15 protein-coding genes and 1 pseudogene are annotated in these 19,540 nt (G+C 44.0%); 7 read left to right on the top strand and 9 right to left on the bottom strand.

Annotated features, from left to right (window positions below; translation table 11 throughout):
• Positions 1–21: 21 nt before the first annotated feature.
• Positions 22–1,341, top strand: coding sequence for a flippase (locus PN466_RS21805; protein WP_271943921.1), 1,320 nt, complete (start codon positions 22–24; stop codon positions 1,339–1,341).
• A 97-nt stretch (positions 1,342–1,438) separates the two neighbouring features.
• Positions 1,439–2,374, top strand: a complete 936-nt coding sequence (locus PN466_RS21800) for a hypothetical protein (RefSeq protein ID WP_271943918.1) — start codon at positions 1,439–1,441, stop codon at positions 2,372–2,374.
• 46 nt (positions 2,375–2,420) lie between these two features.
• Here PN466_RS21800 and PN466_RS21795 read toward each other — a convergent pair whose 3' ends face one another.
• From PN466_RS21795 to PN466_RS21775, 5 genes are all read right to left on the bottom strand, one after another.
• Positions 2,421–6,281, bottom strand: a complete 3,861-nt coding sequence (locus tag PN466_RS21795) for a sugar-binding domain-containing protein (RefSeq protein ID WP_271943915.1) — start codon at positions 6,279–6,281, stop codon at positions 2,421–2,423.
• Between the two features lie 33 nt (positions 6,282–6,314).
• Positions 6,315–7,226 carry a hypothetical protein gene (locus PN466_RS21790; protein ID WP_271943913.1) on the bottom strand — a complete coding sequence of 304 codons (912 nt, stop codon included), beginning with the start codon at positions 7,224–7,226 and terminating at the stop codon, positions 6,315–6,317.
• A complete protein-coding gene (locus PN466_RS21785; protein WP_271943910.1) occupies positions 7,201–8,697 on the bottom strand; it encodes an MBOAT family O-acyltransferase in 1,497 nt (498 codons plus the stop codon). Before PN466_RS21785 ends, PN466_RS21790 begins: the two co-directional genes overlap by 26 nt.
• A 171-nt stretch (positions 8,698–8,868) precedes the next feature.
• Positions 8,869–9,153, bottom strand: coding sequence for a hypothetical protein (locus PN466_RS21780; RefSeq protein WP_271943907.1), 285 nt, complete (start codon positions 9,151–9,153; stop codon positions 8,869–8,871).
• Between the two features lie 207 nt (positions 9,154–9,360).
• Complete coding sequence (locus PN466_RS21775; protein WP_271943905.1) at positions 9,361–11,331, bottom strand: cation:proton antiporter; 1,971 nt, start codon at positions 11,329–11,331, stop codon at positions 9,361–9,363.
• 447 nt (positions 11,332–11,778) lie between these two features.
• Here PN466_RS21775 and PN466_RS21770 point away from each other — a divergent pair, with 447 nt between their 5' ends.
• The 3 genes from PN466_RS21770 to PN466_RS21760 all read left to right on the top strand — a co-directional run bounded on the left by PN466_RS21770 (position 11,779) and on the right by PN466_RS21760 (position 12,831).
• Entirely contained in the window at positions 11,779–12,123 is a 345-nt protein-coding gene (locus PN466_RS21770; protein WP_278003187.1) for a c-type cytochrome, read from the top strand.
• A 107-nt stretch (positions 12,124–12,230) separates the two neighbouring features.
• Positions 12,231–12,434 carry a hypothetical protein gene (locus PN466_RS21765; RefSeq protein ID WP_271943898.1) on the top strand — a complete coding sequence of 68 codons (204 nt, stop codon included), beginning with the start codon at positions 12,231–12,233 and terminating at the stop codon, positions 12,432–12,434.
• Entirely contained in the window at positions 12,388–12,831 is a 444-nt protein-coding gene (locus PN466_RS21760) for a DUF6036 family nucleotidyltransferase (RefSeq protein ID WP_271943895.1), read from the top strand. Before PN466_RS21765 ends, PN466_RS21760 begins: the two co-directional genes overlap by 47 nt.
• A 20-nt stretch (positions 12,832–12,851) precedes the next feature.
• Here the strand turns inward: PN466_RS21760 and PN466_RS21755 are convergent, their stop codons facing one another.
• The 4 genes and pseudogenes from PN466_RS21755 to PN466_RS21740 form a co-directional block, all read right to left on the bottom strand.
• Complete coding sequence (locus PN466_RS21755) at positions 12,852–14,576, bottom strand: ABC transporter ATP-binding protein (protein ID WP_271943892.1); 1,725 nt, start codon at positions 14,574–14,576, stop codon at positions 12,852–12,854.
• A 125-nt stretch (positions 14,577–14,701) separates the two neighbouring features.
• On the bottom strand, positions 14,702–14,938 hold the full coding sequence (locus PN466_RS21750) for a hypothetical protein (protein ID WP_271943890.1): 237 nt from the start codon (positions 14,936–14,938) through the stop codon (positions 14,702–14,704).
• Complete coding sequence (locus PN466_RS21745) at positions 14,926–15,228, bottom strand: hypothetical protein (RefSeq protein ID WP_271943887.1); 303 nt, start codon at positions 15,226–15,228, stop codon at positions 14,926–14,928. The genes PN466_RS21750 and PN466_RS21745 overlap by 13 nt, the downstream gene beginning before the upstream one ends.
• Before the next feature lie 150 nt (positions 15,229–15,378).
• A pseudogene (locus PN466_RS21740) lies at positions 15,379–15,786 on the bottom strand (DUF1810 domain-containing protein).
• A gap of 126 nt (positions 15,787–15,912) precedes the next feature.
• Between PN466_RS21740 and PN466_RS21735 the strand changes: the two are divergent.
• Both PN466_RS21735 and cysK read left to right on the top strand, forming a co-directional pair.
• Positions 15,913–18,540 carry a cyclic nucleotide-binding domain-containing protein gene (locus tag PN466_RS21735; RefSeq protein ID WP_271943884.1) on the top strand — a complete coding sequence of 876 codons (2,628 nt, stop codon included), beginning with the start codon at positions 15,913–15,915 and terminating at the stop codon, positions 18,538–18,540.
• A 42-nt stretch (positions 18,541–18,582) separates the two neighbouring features.
• Positions 18,583–19,515: a cysteine synthase A gene (gene cysK / locus PN466_RS21730; protein WP_271943882.1), complete on the top strand. Its 933-nt coding sequence runs from the start codon at positions 18,583–18,585 to the stop codon at positions 19,513–19,515.
• The last annotated feature ends 25 nt before the right edge of the window (positions 19,516–19,540 follow it).

The following is a 19,540-nucleotide window of genomic DNA, read 5'->3' as shown; positions in this document are numbered from 1 at the left end:
AAGAGAAATATTTACAAATAAATGTTCAACAAAATTAGTCAATTAGCTCAAAATTTAAGTCCGAAATTACGGCAAATGATTGGTAATGCTAGTTGGTTAGCTTCAGAAAAATTGTTGCAAATGGGTTTAGGTTTGTTAATTGGCGTTTGGGTAGCTCGTTATTTAGGGCCGCAGAAGTTCGGACTATTGAGTTATGCACTAGCTTTTACAAGTCTGTTTGCTCCCCTAGCTACTCTAGGCTTGGATAAAGTGGTTGTCCGAGATTTGGTACAACATCCATCTGAGAAGCATCAGATTCTCGGTACTGCTTTTGCTATTAGGTTAGTGAGTAGTATCCTTGCGTATTTGTTAGAAATTATGATTATTTCCTGGATACGCCCTGACGACAAGTTAACTCATGCTCTAGTTGTAATTGTCGGCTTGAGAATGTGTTTCCAAGTATTTTACACTATAGATCTGTGGTTCCAATCACAAGTTGAATCTAAATATACAGTTTGGAGTAAAAATTCTGCCTATTTATGTGCTAATGGGGTAAAAGTTTTACTCGTATCTTTACAAGCACCAGTAGTTTTTTTTGCGTGGAACTCTTTAGGAGAGATCGTTTTAGGAGCAATTGGACTATTAATTCTCTATCAGTTCAAAGGAAATGCGATCGCTGCTTGGCGTATGAGTCTATCTTGGGGTAAGAGATTACTGAAAAATGGTCTACCATTAATGTTTTCTGGTATCGCTGTTATCATCTATTTACGGATTGATGCGATTATGTTGGGGCAAATCTTTGGAGATGAGAGTGTGGGAATTTATTCTGTTGCCACCAAGATTTCTGAGCTGTGGTATTTTATTCCCACAGCTCTGGTTTCCTCGGCATCACCAGCCCTTATTGAAGCTAAAGGTATCTCTATATCATTGTATGAGCAGAGGTGGCAAAAGCTGTTGACAATGATGACAGGTATTTCCTATGCGATCGCTATTCCTATGGTATTCTTAGCAAAGCCAATGATTACCCTCATGTACGGGCCCAATTACGCCGCTTCTGGCTCGGTATTAGCTATTCATATATGGGCTACGGTTTTTGTATCGTTAGGTGTTGCTAAATCAGTTTGGATTGTCACAGAAGGTCTGACTCACCTTGCATTAGTTAGCACGTCCTGTGGTGCTGTGATTAACATATTACTTAATCTAGTTCTCATTCCAAGATATCAAGAAGTTGGTGCGGCAATTGCTACTGTGATTTCCTATGGATGTGCTGATTATTTAGTGTACATTACTTATCCCAGATTCCAACAAATTGGTCGGTTGATGACTAAAGCATTAATCTTAGAAAATTTATGGAAACGATGAGTTTCATCGAATCACTAAGTGCGATCGATGTTGGGAATGATTATAATGTGGCTGTACTTAATGGTCTCTTGCTCCAGAATATTGAGGACTTGTTGATATGGATTTAGCACCGATCGCCTTTTTTGTCTATAAACGTCCGGAACATACCCTCAGAGCGCTCTCATCCCTAGCTCAATGCCATTTAGCTCAAGAGAGCAAGCTGTATATATTCTGTGATGGAATTAAATCTCCTAGCGATCGCGATCGGGTGATGGAAGCCAGAACAGTGGTCAAAAGTCAACAGTGGTGCGGCGAAGTTGAAATTCTTGAAAGAGAAAAAAATATTGGTCTAGCGAAATCTATTATTACTGGAGTAACTGAACTGAGCAATCAGTACGGCAAAGTCATCGTTTTAGAAGATGATTTACTGCTACATCCCCAATTTTTGGAATACATGAATCACGCCTTAGAGCGCTACCAAAATGAAGAACGGGTGATGCAAATTTCTGGTCATATGTTTCCGGCGGATTTTTCTTGTGATACCGATAGCTTTTTCTTGCCTTCCATCACCACATGGGGCTGGGGAACATGGCAGCGAGCATGGCAACATCTCGATCCTAAGCTGACTGGTTACGATCTCCTGAAAAAAAATCGCAAACTTCGATATCAATTTGATCTAAATAACTCCTATTTTTACTTTGAACTGCTTGAAGACTTAATCGCAGGAAAAATAGATGCCTGGGGTATTATGTGGTATCTGAGTGTATTTATGCAGGAAGGACTAACCTTATTTCCCAGATACTCTCTCGTCGATAATATTGGTCGGGATGGGAGCGGAACTCATTGTGGAAATCAAGCCATTCCCGTTGCCAAGCCTCCCGATAATTTCCAAGTTCTCACTTATCCCAAAAATATTCAAGTTACTCCTGAAAAAGCCTTAGTCTACCAGGGTATTGCCAAAGCCAATAACGAGAACTCTTGGACTCGTTTCAAACGGAAAGTAAGGATTAGAAGCCGATTACGAGCGCTACTAAAACAGCAATCCTCTCCCTAAGCTCTAAAGCCCTTAAAGGTTGAAATTGATTGTCCTAGAGAAAAATTCACCAGCGATAATAGCGATAGGGATCATCACCTAACTCAAAATCAGTCCGGTAATCAGGATGATAAAATGAAGCTTTTTCACCAAGAAACTTAAATCTCTGGTGAGGTTTTATTCCCTCAAAGATAGTCTCATCGGCTTTAAACTTTGCTCCTAAATTCGCCAAAATCTGGGCGATCGCTCGTGTCTGTCGCCAGCGAGTATAGCGTAAGTACGTCTGAGTATCAGCATTTAAGGACTCTGGGTTAATCTGGCAAAAAATTGCCACCCCATCACCCACTTCTACTCGGCTCAATAATCCATCTGCTCCTATCTCTCCACCGGATTCAATTAACCAAGCATCATAGTCTGTGCGCGATCGCAGATCAGAAGCACTTAAACCACGAGTTTCTAACCATGAAGGAACATTTAACGAACCGCTAAAATTTTCAGTTTTACCTACAGTTATCCCTAAAACAGAGTTATTTCGCCTGGGTAAGAAAAATAGCTTTCCTCCCTTGCCTAAATACTCACGCATATCTCGATCATTAAGGACAATTTGTTCTCCAATAATGATTAAATTCGCATCAGGAACGAAAGAATCTTCTCTTTGATAAATTAAACCGAGTTCATTCAACTGATTAGCATCTTTATCGCTGCCTATAAGCACGACATTATCCACTTTACTGGAGAGATCTGATGTGGCAGTATACTGAATAATTTGTTCTAATAATTGTGTTGCTCCAGCATCAAGAGGAACACGATCTTCCAAATCTAATGTACTCCAAATTAATTTCCCTTGACCATAGTCGAGTTCCATCAGTGGTGTATAAGCTAGATCAAATTCAGATTCTAGAATCGGTCTCCAAGAACTCAAGTGGGGCTTTTCAATTGAAGCACTACTGATTGCACCCTCATTTCCCCAGTGCCAACCATACCATGGGGAACCGGCTGGACTCTTGACTGTATCTCCATCTGTTGTATCAGGATAGGCTTCAAGTAAGGTACTTGAACCTCTCCAATCTCTGAGATCCTGTAGATTCAATCCGTGAAAAATTTCATCACTCTCATCAACTGGAAAAGCACGGCGACTTAAATGAGGAGCAACTCGTAAGTTGAGTGCCTGTTGTATCCATTGCGGATTTTGAGTGCATACCATCACTCGACCTCCATTGAGGACAAAATTTTCCAAATCCCCTGGCAGTTTATGTCCTTGTGACAAAACTTCACGACCAATGACTAAAACATTAGCGACTTGATTTCCATCCCATGGCATCAACGAGTAGCCTAACTGCTCGAACATTTGAGTGGTCTTGCCTACAGGGTCAAATATAGTAACCGTACTGGTTTTTAATTGCCGGTCAGGAAACACTCGAAAATGGAACATATCATCATGGCGATCGCTACCAATGCTAGACTTGAGTAAAATTTCTCCATCCCAAGCTTGATCCCCTAAAACCTTTGGCAGAGTGGCTGTAATCGGAAAAAATAGAGTATGAGCTGCCATAATCTTTCCGCTATCTTCACCTCTTCCAACTGTATCTCCATTAACCTTAACTTCCCAATTAAAAGAAAACTCTTGTTCAGCTCTAGTATCATTAATTAATACCACTTGTTTTTCTAACTTATCCTCTCCTTTAAAGCTATGATCTTTGGTTGTAAATTCCGGCATACCGGCAATCCAAGCCAGTGTTGAAGCATTATTTTTTAGAAGAGCATCTCCACCCGGATGAACCCTATAACTATCTGGTTTCCAATAGTGCCACAAATATCTCGGTACTTCCTCTAAATAAGGGCCGTGTTTTCCTGATAGCTCAACCTCGATCCCTTCTCGGCCCTGATTTAAGATTTCCCAACCATGACCATGATGCCAAGGAATCATTCCTCCTGTGATGCCAAATGTGCGCCAACTCCGCCAAGTATTCGTAGTAAATAAATTTTGTAGCTTCTGGAAAGCTGGTGCAAAATCCAACTCATGATTAAAATGCCAATTTTCATACTCTTGGTCTTTCAAGAACAAAGTTGGGATTTGAGAACGATACTCAGATGACTCTAATTTGTATGCTTCTTTTCCCAAATAAATAGCACTAAATTCAGTCATCAAAGGTTCGCTACGGACAGCATTTCCAAACCCATCTCTCCCTCTCATCATGGTTGTGTGTAAAGGGGTACCCAATTCAACAACCATGTAAGGCATATCGCCTTGTTCTGACCAACTAGAAAGCCATTGTTCTCTCTCTTGTAGTGGAATCATCCCTAAATAAGAATTGAGGGTATAGACTTCTCCAACAGATGCACCTTGATGAAATACCACCGAGTGAATAGGGTCATATTTTTTAATTATTTTTGCCACTTCTTCACCGACTGGCGATAATCGTTGGAAACGCTTATTTGACAATTTACTGAGCTTTTCTCCGACTAATTTAAAACCAATTCTTCGAGGATTTTGGTCGTCATTGTGGCCGAAATAGTTAGGATTTGTTACCCACATCATAATTGATGGATGATTACGATAACGACGTAATTCATTCACCATTCGTGTTTCCCAAACTTGCCTAATATGCGCTTTATTCCAATCTCCCGATCTTGATAATTGACTGATGGAAAGCACAGGAGCCATAATTGGAAATCCCTTTAAATCAGCCCGTTCAGCAAACAACTCTCGAAAATGCCATCGTCCCCGTTCATCATGATTCCAGGGCCAGAGTTCGGTTATATTATATCCTGCCCACTGATACTCTTCAATCATACGATCCATAACTTCAGGGATACCGATTGTCCAAGGTTTCCACATATCTTCATGGTACACGGGGCGCAGCCGTATTTCTGTTCCGTTTAAGTAGAAATTTTTCCCTTCAATCCAGAATTCTCGAAAGCCAAATGATTGGTCATAAGTATCTTCAATTCCTTTTCCCTTCACTTGTAACCGGAGAGTATATAAATTTGGCCGATCCACATCCCATAATCGAGGATTTTGCCAATCCCAGACTAAATTTAGAGTTTGGAGCGCTTGTGCTTGAACTGGTTTTATCGCTGTAAATTCCTGTTCAACTTTACCCTGTTCATCGAGCATTTTGGCTGTTATTTCCACCGAACTTGTTTGGGTAATATCCGTGAGTTCAACATCAACTTTTATTTGTTGTTTTCGGGTTGAAGGTTGTACAAAGACATCACTAATCCATGCACCTTGGGGAATACTTAATAATCGCACCTCCCCAATCAAACCGCGAGAGGCTAATTTGGCTTCAGTAGTATAAATCTCATTCGGCCCCATAATTACAGCTTTATCCTCGCGATCGGGAATGGAACGAATTAAAAAACTCAGATTATTCTCTTGTCCAGGATGAACTACTGAAGTAATATCTACAGCCCCATAGGGCCAATTGACTTCACCACAAACTTGGTTATTAATATATAAATTGGCATCCGTGCTAACCCGTTCCAAACTGAGTAGGATTCTGCGCCCTTCCCACTCAGGAGGAATACTGACCTGTTTTTGATACCAAGCTTGGGCTAAAGTTTCTCCGTTAAACCCCTTCCAAGGGTCGCCAGTACCACGGGAAAGGACACCTGGGTATGATTTGGCATTTTCCCGTCTCCAGTCACCGGGAACGCGAATTTTGCCCCAATGACTTTGGGGGGGAGTGGTAGAGGTAGCGATCGCCGGTTGAAAATCCCATACCCCATTCAGGTAGACTTGATCGCGATAATGCTCATCGCCATTTTCAGGAACTGGAGTCAGCGCTGGATAACGGGTAACCTGGAGTGTCCTACAAGCTGAAGAGTAGTCTCCTTGGGAAGAATAACCCCAATGACTCATACAGCTCCAGGCAATACAAGCCATGCAGAATAAGCCTAAAAATCGCACTAACTTTTTATTCATAACCCACAAAAACGATTATCTTGAGTTCGCGGTTTAACCTGAGATCGGATCGAGTAATTGTTGTTTCAAAAAAAGTGCATACTCTTGGGCATCGTCAGTCGTTAAATGTACTCCATCGCTCGTTTTCCAACTTCTCTGAGGATTGGATAACCATTCAAAGCGCTCGCTTGGAAACAACTCTTTCATTAGCTCTCGAACTTGTTGCTTCTGAACGGTATTATCTAATCCAGGTTCTCCAGGCATATTGAACAAGATAATCCGGGAACCATTAGAGCTAACATCTGACAACTGATGTTGAATCACTTTTGCCTGTTCAACAATCAACTCTTTTGTTTCATCAGATAACGGCATTGCCCATTGAGCCTTAACTCGTTGTATTTGTGCTTCTCTTAAAGGTGAATCTGTTGATTGTCCTGATTGCCTATTTCCTTGTGACCACTGTTTTAAAGCGTATACAAAAGCACTCACTGGTCGGTATTCTTGTCGAAACATCGGGAAATTCATACGCAGAAAATAGAGAAAAGGATTATATAGAGAATCAATTAATTCTCGATCCATTTCTCTTTGAATTGTTTCATTCATTTCTACCAGTAATATTTTGGGCGGTGATGACTTTTTATTAACAATTTCTAAACCCGTTTGAGTACACCCTCCCCGCATCGCCAAATTCAGAACATTAGAACCCATAAGCTCTTCCTTCAGGGTAGCTGTCAGAGAACTGCCTACCATTACCATTTGAGTATTTACAGACTGTTTATAGACATATTTTTCAGCATTGATCATATTGGCTTGTGCTTGATGAATTCCTTTACTCGGAGGAATTAAACCAGCAAAAATCAAGGCTTGATATCCAATTATCAGTGTGCAGCACAAAACTAATGACTGCACAACAAAGTTCATTTTTATTATCTTTATTACCTTAGAATTGAAAGTAGATAAACGCATTAGAGCTTCCTTTATTGAGAATAATCATAACCAGCATTAGAGTAAAACTCAGTAATTCTGTCATTTTACCTGTGCGAGAACTGATTGATTCCTCCCATCTATGGCTAAATGCTGGAAAGTGAGGTAGATGGTACAGGATGATTGGAGTGGAGAAAATCACAACAGGAATAATCCGAATCAGCACTGGTTTTACTGAGATATTATTGACCAGAGTAGTGATAAAATTTACTGCTTGGCTAAACTCAGGAAGTTTAAAAAGTAGCCAACCCAGGGTAACAAAGATAAAGACCCCCAATATGCGAATACTATCAAGTAAAACCTGTTGCCATTGTGGACGTTCATTCTCTGGAGAGGGAAACAGGTGATTGGAGCTGAAAAAGCGTTCTACCGCTAACCCCATGCCATGAAACATCCCCCATACAGCATAGCTCCAAGCTGCTCCATGCCATAATCCGCCCAAAGTCATGACAATCATCAAGTTAATATATGTTCTGATATTGCCCTTGCGATTTCCTCCTAGAGGAATATACAAATAATATTTTAACCAGGTTGATAAAGAGATATGCCACCGTCTCCAAAATTCAGCAATCGAACGGGAAATGTAGGGAAAATTAAAATTCTGTGGCAGCGTATATCCAAAAGATGCAGCTAAACCGATGGCAATTAAGGAATATCCGGCAAAATCCGCGAAAATTTGCATGGAGTAGCCAAAAAGTAAAACCAAGTTAGTGAGAGTTCCTTGGCTTTGATAATAGGGATAGGTAATCCAGAATGTATAGTCCTTTAAGTTGTCTGCAATTACCATTTTTAGGAAATATCCAGACACCAGGGAACGAAAAACCAATTCCCAAGGGATATCCTGAAAATATTTTCTCGCAATTTGCGGATAAAAATCATTGGCTCTCACAATTGGCCCGGCAACCAGTTGAGGGAAGAAGGACAGAAAAAAAGACGTATTGAGTAAATAACGGATGGGGGTGAGATGGACAAAAAATTTCTCTTCATATTTTCTCACTTCCCATTCACTATCTTGCTGACGCAGGACATCGATAACTAAACTAATACCTTGAAAAGTGTAAAAGGAGATGCCAATGGGGAGAGGCAGATGTAAAAGGGTTTGTATGAGAGCATCTTCTGGAGTGGGATTAATATTGAGAAGGTTAGTAAATAGGTTGGTGAGTAAAGCACCATACTTAAATAATCCCAACACAGCTAAATTCGCTGCTACACCTAAGATTGCCCAGAGAATTCTAACTTGTCGATTTTCTGTATGGCAAATTTTGAAGCTGGTTAAAACATTAATGCCAATGGAGACGATCAGTAACAACAGGAGAGCCGGGAAGCTCCAGGCATAAAAGATAAAACTAGCAATAACGAGAATTGGAACCTGTATCCCCTTGAATATGGGTAAGTAATAAAGGATAAAGGTAATCAGAACAAAAACGAGGAAGGTAAAGCTAGTGAATAACATACCGTGAAGTTCGGTAAAGGGGAGTGATGAGCAGAGTTTAATCTAACGTAATGAGATGCAGTAATTTTTGTCAATACTCAAAAGATGAGAATTAGTTTTAGCGATCGCCAAGAAAAATTCTCATCTTTATCTATTCAGGCATCTTCAGGTTGAGGCAGACCACAGGAGAGATCAAGCCATTAATTCTCCAGATGGGACATCAACTACCGCGATCGATCGCTGATCCACTTGAATTTTAATCGTGTGGGCTAACCTCAATTGGATGACCGGTTCACGAATCAAAGCATAGACCTTAGCGATCGCCTCTGCCATCTCTCGATTCAAACAGCGAATATGTAACACCCCCCACCGTCTAAACACCTGACATCGAGACAAAGGTAGCAAAGACCTTAATTCTCCTTGATTTTCCCGATAAAAATCCCAAATCAACCGCGTGAGTTGTGAAGGTCGTTTCATAGCCTTAAGTCCTTACGTGCAATGGGCCCAATCCTTTGTTCGTGTAAATTCCTTACTTCTTCCATTGAACCCCAACCTTCTTAGAGGCGGTGTATTCCTGAAAAAATATTTAATAATTCATCGATAAAACCGTCACGATTCTTGACATTGATACCGCCCCTTGCGACGGAATAGGGAATTGGTCCTTTATCCCCATTCCCCATCTTCCTATCCGACCTTCGCCTGTTTATCCGATACCTTATCTGGTTTCGATTCAGTGGGGACTACATCTAATATCTTTCCTGGTTGTCCTTTCGTCAGTGGGATTTCTTCTACTTCCGGTAAGCGCTCTACGGATAATCGAGTTGCCTGAGAAGCACCTGACAAACGCTTTAACAGAACAGGTCTTGGATCGTGGAGCAAATAAATAATCCGATCGCCACTGCGCCATTCTTCCGAAGCCGGCATCACTTCTAGGCGGCTATCCCTAGAGAGTAAAATAGGAACCAACTCTCCAGCGCGAATTAGGGCTTGCAAATGGGCCTGTTGAAACCCTAGTCCTTCCGACTTCAGCGTGGTTACCCCCAACTTTACCTTACCCTCGTCCACATACTGATTCCAAACCTTAATTGGTAAATCTGGGCTAAACGCCTGGGCAATCTTCTGGGGACTAGCAGAATGTTGTTGTCCTTGGGAATCACGGGGAAAAACGGCATATACCCTGGGTGGATCGAACTCTTCTACTGCCCGTTGCGCTAAGACAAAATTGACCTCACCATTATTCGTCATGGCCAAAAATGTCCCCATCGAAGCCAATCCCGCTTCTTCCAAAACGGCGGTATTTAAAGCACTACTCACAAATACCCGCAGTCCTTCCGCTTCCGCTTGACGGCACGCTTCCTTGTTTGTATCGATCAGAACTACGGATTCTCCTTGTTCCTCAAACAAGCGAGCCATTAATCGACTCAAGGGGCTAATCCCCACAATGACTGCTCCTGTGGCTTTTGTGGAGGTGATGTGTAGCCAGTTAGCGAACCATCCTGCCGTTAGACCTTGACATAACACGGTCATAATAATGGTTAAAAACACCAAGGCTTTAATGGAATCTCCCCCGTTAATACCCCGTTGAGTTAATAAAATCGAAAATAAGGACGCAACAGAGGCAGAAACAATCCCTCTGGGGCCGATCCAACCTAAAAATAACTTTTGTCGCCAATTCAGATCGCTTGTCCAGGTACAGACCCAAATATTCAGGGGACGGATGACGAACATTAACATCAAGACAGTCCAGACACTGCCCCAACCCAAGGCGAAAATACTGGCGATCGATAAATCTGCGGCTAATAAAATAAATAAGACCGAAACCGCCAACATCGTCAGTTGGCCCTTAAAGCGTCGTAATAAGCGCTCCTCCGGTAGCGAAGACCCCCGCAGCACAATCCCAGAGACAACGGTAGCCATTAATCCAGCCTCTGAGCGGATGGTTTGGGCAATACCAAACAAGCCTAACAACCCTGCCAAAACGACTAAATTTTTTAAGTCTTCCGATAAAAACTTACTGCGCTTGAGAAACCAACCCAGTCCCCAGCCCCCCAAAGCACCGATCGCCCCACCAATACCTAGGCGCAGTAACAATCCGCTGATAATGGAGATTGGATCGGCATCTCCATTGAGGATAATATCCAAAACCACCACCGCCAAAATCGCCCCCACCGGATCGATTAAGACCCCTTCTCCTTCTAGGAGTGTAGCGACAGGTCGCTGGACTTTCACATGCTTGAGTAAAGGAGAAATCACAGTCGGCCCCGTCACGACCACTAACGAGGCATATAGAAAGGCAATTCCCCAAGGAAACTCGCCCAAATAATGGGCACAGATCCCCCCGCCCACCAAAGTAATTAATGTGCCAATCGTCACTAAATTTCGCAAACTTCCGGACACTTTTCCCAAATCTCGAAGCTCTAGATTCAGTCCTCCTTCAAATAAAATCAGAGCAACCGAGAGCGCTACAATCACTTCAATCCCAATGCCGAGTAGTTGAGGATCGATCAATCCCAATCCATCTGGCCCTAACAAAATACCAAAGGGCAATAGGAAAACGATCGCCGGTACGCGCAGAAAATCTGCCAGCACTTGGGCACTAATCCCGGCCATAACCGTGAGGATAATTAAGAGAGTGATTTGAAATGATCCTTCCATAAGCGAAATTGCGCTGGTTCAGCGTTATATGTTCATCTTAAACATTAATAGCCCGCTGGCGGAACCCACTCTTAATCAATAGAGCAAGACCCCCTAGGGACGTAGACTTTGATCGGGTTGGATACAAACTCTTGTTGGGAAATCATCACGGCTTAGAGGTCATCCTGGAGGCAATTGTGCTTTCGGATCGCGTCAGAGACAGATATAACCTAGCGTGTTCTCTTCACTTTGACCAGATCGGTTCCCTGGGCAGGTTTCTCCAATATTTTCAGGGGAAGACCCAGAATGGAGTAAGCCCGACCTGTTTGGAAGTTGCGAAATTTTAAGTTATGTTATTAGTAAGTTATTAAATTTTCATATTTCTCCAAAAACCGTCTTCTTTATTTAAACCCATTGGTTAAGCAGTTTAGTGATAAAACATTAGATCATCCTAGCTCTGACTCCCTCTTGAGTAAACGCTGGTGGAGCATCGTTGTCTTGGTTGTCGTGGTGCTGGGGCTTCTGGGCTTCGCTCTCCAGTACTTAGATCGGCCCGACCCCTACTTGAGGGAAGTATTGGCTTTGGAAGGAGATCGGGTTCAGGGCCATGCGATTTTCCAAATGAATTGCGCTGGATGCCATGGTTTGGAAGCCAATGGCCGAGTGGGACCGAGTTTGAAAGGAGTATCGGAACATCGGTCTAAGCGCCGTTTAATCGAACAAGTCATCACGGGTAGAACTCCACCAATGCCCCAGTTTCAGCCGAGTCCGGAAGTAATGGCAGATTTGTTGAGTTACTTAGAGTCTCTGTAGTAGGTAAGGCAAGAGGCAAAAGGCAATGGTGCGACTGGAATGATTTGAATCAAGTCCGTCGAACTACGTTACAATTAGTCCCTCAGCACTCATTGTTAATTATCCCCATGACCCCACCAGCAAAACGCACCATTTCCATGACTTATACCAAAGTCAACCAAAAGCAGCAACCCAAAGACTTGACCTACTGGCAAACACGCCATCCTACTGAGTGCCTGGCGACCCTCGAACAAATCCGTCAAGAATATAATCAATGGAAATACAATGCTCAACCCCGACTTCAGAGAGTTTATCGAATCATTAAACAGTAATGATGTGCGATATCTTATCGTTGGAGGCTATGCTGTTGCTGCTCACGGTTATCCTCGCTACACCAAAGATATTGATATTTGGATTGAAATGGAACTGGAAAACGCCCAGAAGCTTATTCAATCCTTAAGCGATTTCGGTTTTGGGTCACTCGGTCTAAAACCAGAAGATTTTCTGGAACCAGACCACATCATCGAGTTGGGTGATCCGCCAAATCGCATTGATCTCCTGACAACCCCTGACGGTATTGATTTCAAAACCTGTTATCAAGAGCGGTTGGAGCTTGAGATTGATAGTATAACTGTCAAATTTATCGACCTAGAAAATCTGAAGAAAAATAAACGGGCCTCTGGGCGAACCCAAGATCTAGCAGATCTTGAAAATCTAAGCCTTGAATAAACCATTACCCATTACCTACATTAATTGAATTGGCGAGCGTGAAACAGAGCATACCGATCGCCTTTATCCAAGAGTTCCTGATGGGTTCCTGACTCCACAATTTGACCTTGTTCAACGACTAGGATGCGATCAGCTCGGCGCACTGTGGCTAAACGGTGGGCAATAATAAAGACGGTGCGATTGTGCATCACTCGCTCTAGGGCTTCTTGTACTAAACTTTCTGATTCTGAGTCTAGGGCAGATGTGGCTTCATCGAGAATTAAGATTCGAGGATTAAGATAGACTGCACGGGCGATCGCCACTCGCTGTCGTTGTCCTCCGGATAAGGTCATTCCTCGCTCTCCCATCCAAGTTTGATATCCTTCAGGCAGTTGCTCGATAAATGGGTGAGCATTGGCAATTTTAGCCGCTGCTTCGACTTGGTGAAGATTGAATTCTTTTTGACCAAAGGCAATATTTTGGGCGACTGTGCCAGAAAATAGGATAGTTTCTTGGGGCACGATGCCAATTTGTTGCCGTAGGGAGTTTAAGGTAACTTTGCGGATATCCACTCCATCAATGAGAATTGCACCGCTCTGCACATCATAAAACCGTAAAAGCAGATTAACCAGTGTCGTTTTCCCTGCTCCTGAAGGCCCCACTAAGGCAATGACTTGGCCGGGGTTAACCTGAAAACTTAAGCCTTGTAAGACGGGTTTCTGGCTGTCATAAGCAAAATAAACGTGATTATAGTCTACCGTTCCTTCAACTCTGGGTAAGGCGATCGCCTCTGCACTCTCGACGACCTGGGGCGCAATTTTCATTAACTCAAATACCCGGTCTACAGAAGCTTCAGCTTGCTTAAATTCGTTAAAATTACTCGTGGCAAAGGAAATGGGATCGATAAGCATGGCTGTGGCGACTACATAGCGTAAAAATCCATTGCCGGTCAAATTTCCTTGTTGAATTTGCCATCCTCCCAGGAATAAGAGGAAGATAATGCTCATGGCTTCTAGAAAGCCGACCACGGGAAACTGAATGGCCTTTAATCGTTCGGCGTTATACTTGGCGCGGCGATTGCGTTCGGCTTGGACACTAAAGCGATCGACCTCATAATCTCCTGCACCAAAGGCTTTTACTAAGCGAATACCTCCCAAAACTTCGGAAATCAAAGACGCTAAATCTGAGACTCGATTTTGACTGCGGCGAGAATACTGAAGCAATTTTTCCCCAAACCATCCCACCAAAAGGGCCATTAAGGGGGCAACAATCGCTACAGCTAGGGTCAGTTGCCAGTTAATGTAGACCATATAACCAATGACTACAATTAACTGGAGAATACTGGGGAGAAATTGGTGAAAAATCTTGTTAATGGCTTCCCCAATGCGGTCCACATCTTCAGTGAGACGATAGGATAAATCGCCAGTTTTGGCCGTTTCAAAGTAATCTAAACTCAAGCGATGCAAATGGCTATAGACTTCTTGGCGTAAATCGCGGGCAATGAGAAAAGCCGCTTTGGCCATTAAGGCATCTTGTCCATATTGTGCCAAGCCTCGCAAGAGAAAAACCCCAGCCGCGATCGCCGCGAGTTGGGCAATTTCCACCACCAAACCTTGACCTATCAACTCGGCAATCTCCCCAGCCAGTTGGGCTAAAATCGGCCAAAAGCCCGTAAATAGAAGAGTACACACCAGGGCTTGGGCGATCGTTTGCCACTCTTGGCGAAGATAGGGAATTAAATCGTAATAGCTTGAGCGAGGTTTCACCCTAGGTCTGTCCTTTCGCGATCGGGGAACAATTAGCAAATACTACTACAGGATCTCCTGAAGACCAAATCATAAGTAGGGGCAAAAAATTTTTCGCCCCTACTCCCGGTTGTATAACGGTCTAGTTACCCGGTTAGCTGCATCGAACTCATTTTCCCTAATTCAACACTTACGGCATCAAAGCGGTCGTCACCAGGACGGTAGGACAGCACTTCTATGCCAATTGGCTCACCACTGATCCCATCCTTGATCAAAATCACCCCATCTCCAAGCTCAGTAGCAATTTGATTCATTCGTGGAACTTGCCAGAACACGCTCAATAGCTCCGTTTCTGGTTCATAAAACACCTTTATTTGAGCCATACTGTTTCCCCTTCCTTAATCGCATCCGTTTGGTAGGCTGTGATCAAAAATCCATCTCCATTTAAGCGTCGCGCAACTGCAACAACCCAACGTTCTTCTCGCCGTACCCGATAAAACAATAATACTTCTGCATCCCGGCTACTGCGTCGAACCTCGTCCGGTGCTGAAAGAGCGAATTGGATGAGATTCTCCAACTCCTCAATATCAGGGTGCTTGATGATTAACCGTTGCCAGTATTCTTCAGAGGTTCTAACTGTAAATCCAAGCGGCGTAGGAATTTCAAATTTCATGAAACTGTTATAGATGCTTGGGTAACAGCGTATCTCACAGTAGGTGTTGTAGGGTGGGCAAGGTACAGATAGAGAATTGACGCTCTACCCCGATCAGCTTGCCCACCCTACCTCCTGTTTTCAATGCTCGAATCCAACAACTCCAACGTCTTAGTCTCTCTTTGTCCGTTGTAAAACTGCTCTAACAATCAATTGTACAAAAACAGAATCAGGGGGTGAAACAACTGAAAATAAGGTGACACATGATCGCAATTTGAGGTCATCAGGGGAGCCAAAAATGTCATGTGCCGATCGCCCAGTGATGCCTAAAACCGTTGTCGTACATTCGAGCAAGCAATCGCCTAAAACCGGATGCTCTAAATAAGCTCTAGCTTCGTCTAGACTTTGGATTGCATACTTTTGCGACATCATACTAAAGCCTAAGCCTTGATACTGGAGGAAAATATATCACATCCAATGGGATTTCTTCTGACCTGCTCTGAGTTCAGCCAAGACTTTCTCATAAATCGTCGCTTGTGCGCCTAGAAAACGTTTCAGTTTGTAGGGATCGCTGTTCATGTTATATCAATTAACAATTAAATGGGAATCGAAATGATAAATTCAGTACTTTGACGGGGAGACAAAATTTCAATAACTGCATAACTATATTAAAATAATAGATGAGCTACATCGGGCACAGATAGCATGATTCCTAGTTCACTCCTTCCGTTACGGCCCCATCAAGAGCAAGACATATCCCTGGAAGAAACCGAGATTACAGACGGTATCGACTGGTTAAGCTTTCATCGAGTATGGGGGCAATTAAGCGACAACGTAATTGAGGCGATCGCTCAATCTCTACGTTTGCTGAAAGTGGAACCCAACCAAGACATTTATCACCAAGGCATAGAACCGATTGGGTTATACCTAATCAAATGGGGTTCGGTGGAGATTTATCGCTCTTCCCTGGTGGGCAAAACCCACATTCGCTATTACAGCGCTGGAGAACTGTTTGGTTATACTCCCTTAGCCCTCCACCAACCGATGGCGACCTATCGCACCAATGCCGTGGTGATCGCCAAAAGCGAATTCTGGTTTCTGAGCCAAACAGACTTTGAGCAGCTCACCACCCAATATCCACAAATTGAAAAAGCCTTTAATACCTTTCTAGCGCAAGACTTAGAGCATTTTGCCGATCGCATCGTGACCGAACAAATCCGCATCCAAGGACTACAAGCCTTTATCCGACCAATTCCTACGGATCAGTTGATTATTGGCAAAAGCAAAATCGGCCAAAAACTCGCTTCACAGATTGAACAAGCAACCCTAGACCTGAAACCCATCCAACTCCAATCCCCTCCTGGAGCGGGAAAAACCTTTCTGGCTGGTTATATTCATCACTATTCAGGAATTAAAGATCATCCCTGGGCTGAACTCGACTGTGCCTTACTTCCCCGTGAGGAGAATGGGGCCCTGAATACGGATGACCTTTTTGGTCACGCGGGTCAACAACTGGGAGTGATTGAACTCCTAGAGCGAGGAACCTTATTAATTGAAAATTGTCAGCTTCTAAGCCAAAAAGACCGCGATCGCCTGTTGGGCTATCTGCACACTAACCTCCTCACTCCCAACCCAGAGGGCCCCCCGATCCAGTCCTGGGTGCGTCTGATCCTCAGCAGTCCTTCCTCGATCTCGTTGGGTAATTTCCCCTGTCACACCCTCAAACTTCCCTCCCTGAAACAGCGTAAACTAGATATTCCTGGATTTGCCCGGTATTTTCTACATAAATACTGCCAAGAAACTCAGCGATCGCCCTTAAGCCTCAATCAAGCAGATTTGCGCCGTCTAATCAGCTACGACTATCCCGCCAACGTGGCCGAACTGCAAAGCATCCTTAAACGGGCGGTGCTGATGACTCCCCCCGGACAAACGATCATTCCCGAACAAGTCCTCTGGTCAGTTCAATCCCAAAAAAATGCCTTTCGCGTCGATTTACTCAATCAACTGCCCTGGTTGCGTCGATTTCTGCTAAGTGATTGGTGGCCTAAACGATTCTGGGTTGTCGTCATGCTCCTGTTTATCCCCGTCACCCTCATGGGCTATCTAGGCCCCCAAACTCGTGACTCTAACATGACTCTGAATCTCTTTTGGGCTTGGTGGTGGCCCTTTTATCTGTTTCTCTTCCCTTTTATTGGTCGGTTGTGGTGTGCCGTTTGTCCATTTATGGTGACCGGAGAATGGATCAGAACCCTCTCCCTATGGATTTGGCCCCGTAAACTGCTCCCTTGGCCCACAAAATGGATGAATCGTTGGGGAGCATGGTTGCTCTGGGGCGGTTTTGTGGCTATTTATCTCTGGGAGAAACTTGCAGATCTGCCCCATACGCCCTATCTGTCCTCTGATTTATTGCTGATCATTACTGCTGGTGCAGTGATTTGTAGCCTGATTTATGAGCGGCGTTTGTGGTGTCGGTATCTCTGTCCCATTGGTGGCATGAATGGGATGTTTGCTAAACTGGCCTTGATTGAGTTGCGATCGACTCAGCAAATTTGTGGAAGTCAATGTAGTACGTTTGGCTGTTATAAAGGCAGTGATGCCACTCCGGTTACCTTTGCGGATTCCCTACCGAATGAGGGACAAGCAACAGAAGGCTGTCCCCTCTATTCCCATCCTGCCCAACTGCGGGATAACCGGGATTGCGTGTTGTGCATGAGCTGCTTAAAGGCTTGCCCCAACCGCTCGGTACAGTTAAATCTGCGGTTCGTGGCGACGGATTTATTGGAAAATCACCAACCCTTTTGGGCAGAAGTGGCACTACTACTGCTCTTGTTTGGTGGGGTGTTTATGCATTCTGCCGACAAAGTGTTGAGCTTTTTTGGCCTGGATAGCACTTTAATTACGGGGCAACCTTGGTTTATGGCCTTGCCTGTGGTGGCACTGTTGTTGAGTATTCCTTGGGGTTTAACCTATGGGGTTCATGCGATCGCCCGGCTCTTTGACCGGGAAATGCCTCCCTATTTGGTCACAATTTATGCCTATTTGCCGATGACGTTGGGGGTGAATTTAGCCTATTATATTCCAGCCGCGATGACGGAAGCGGGCAAACTGTTACCGGTAACAGCTCGTACGTTTGGCTTTTCTGGTGAGGGTTGGCCGGTGCTGACCTGGAGTTCGGATGTGGCGGTCTTTTTGCAAGGACTGGCCCTGTTGGGGGCGATCGCCTTTAGTCTCTATCCCCTGTTAAAAATTACTCAACGTCCGTTCTGGAGCAACCTACCCCATCTGTTGTTAATGGCAGGCTTCGTTGCCATCTTTTTCCAACTTCTTTTATAAACGCTGACAGTCATTTCTTCTCTTATTTCCCTATTCTCTCACATGCAGATTTATCAAAACATTACCGAACTCATTGGCACAACTTCTCTTGTCCAATTACAGCATCTCCCCAAACAATTACATGGTCACGCCGAGATTGTGCTGAAACTAGAGGGGATGAATCCGGCTAAATCGGTGAAAGACCGAATTGCCTTGAGTATGATCGCCGAAGCCGAGCAAGCGGGATTAATTACCCCTGGCGTGTCTACTATTATTGAGGCGACCTCTGGCAATACGGGGATTGGGTTAGCGATGGTTTGCGCAGCGAAAAACTATCGCTTAGTTTTGACAATGCCAGACCATATGAGCCGGGAGCGTCAACAGATGGTCAAGGCTTATGGTGCAGAGGTGGTCTTGACTCCGGATCATTTGGACATGGCTGGAGCCATTCAACGGGCGAATGAATTACTGGCGAGTACGCCTAATTCTTTTTCTCCTCAACAGTTTAGTAATCCTGCAAATCCGAAAATCCACTACCAAACGACAGGGCCGGAACTGTGGTCAGATACTGAAGGTAAGCTGGATGTCTTGGTGGTGGGAGTGGGCACAGGGGGAACCCTGACAGGAGCAGGTCTATATTTGAAAAAAAAGAAACCAGGGCTTAAAATTGTGGCGATCGAGCCGAAAACCAGTGCGGTTTTAAGTGGAGAAAAAGCCAATATCCATAATCTCCAAGGCATTGGCGCGGGCTTTATTCCTGATGTGCTGCGAGTAGATCTGATTGATGAGGTCATAGGCATCTCTGAGGAGCAAGCCTATGAGATGGGTCGCCGTTTAGCCAAAGAAGAGGGAATTCTGAGCGGTATTTCCACGGGAGCGGCGGTTTATGGGGCGCTGCAAGTCGCCCAACGTCCAGAACATCAAGGCCAGATGATTGTGGTGATTCAACCGAGTGGAGGCGATCGCTACTTGAGTACTCCATTATTTCAATATTAATACAGCATTTTGGGGATTTGATGTA

It is taken from the genome of Roseofilum reptotaenium CS-1145 (genome assembly GCF_028330985.1).
GTDB classification, from domain to species: domain Bacteria; phylum Cyanobacteriota; class Cyanobacteriia; order Cyanobacteriales; family Desertifilaceae; genus Roseofilum; species Roseofilum reptotaenium.
This window is presented reverse-complemented; position numbering and strand designations above follow the sequence as displayed.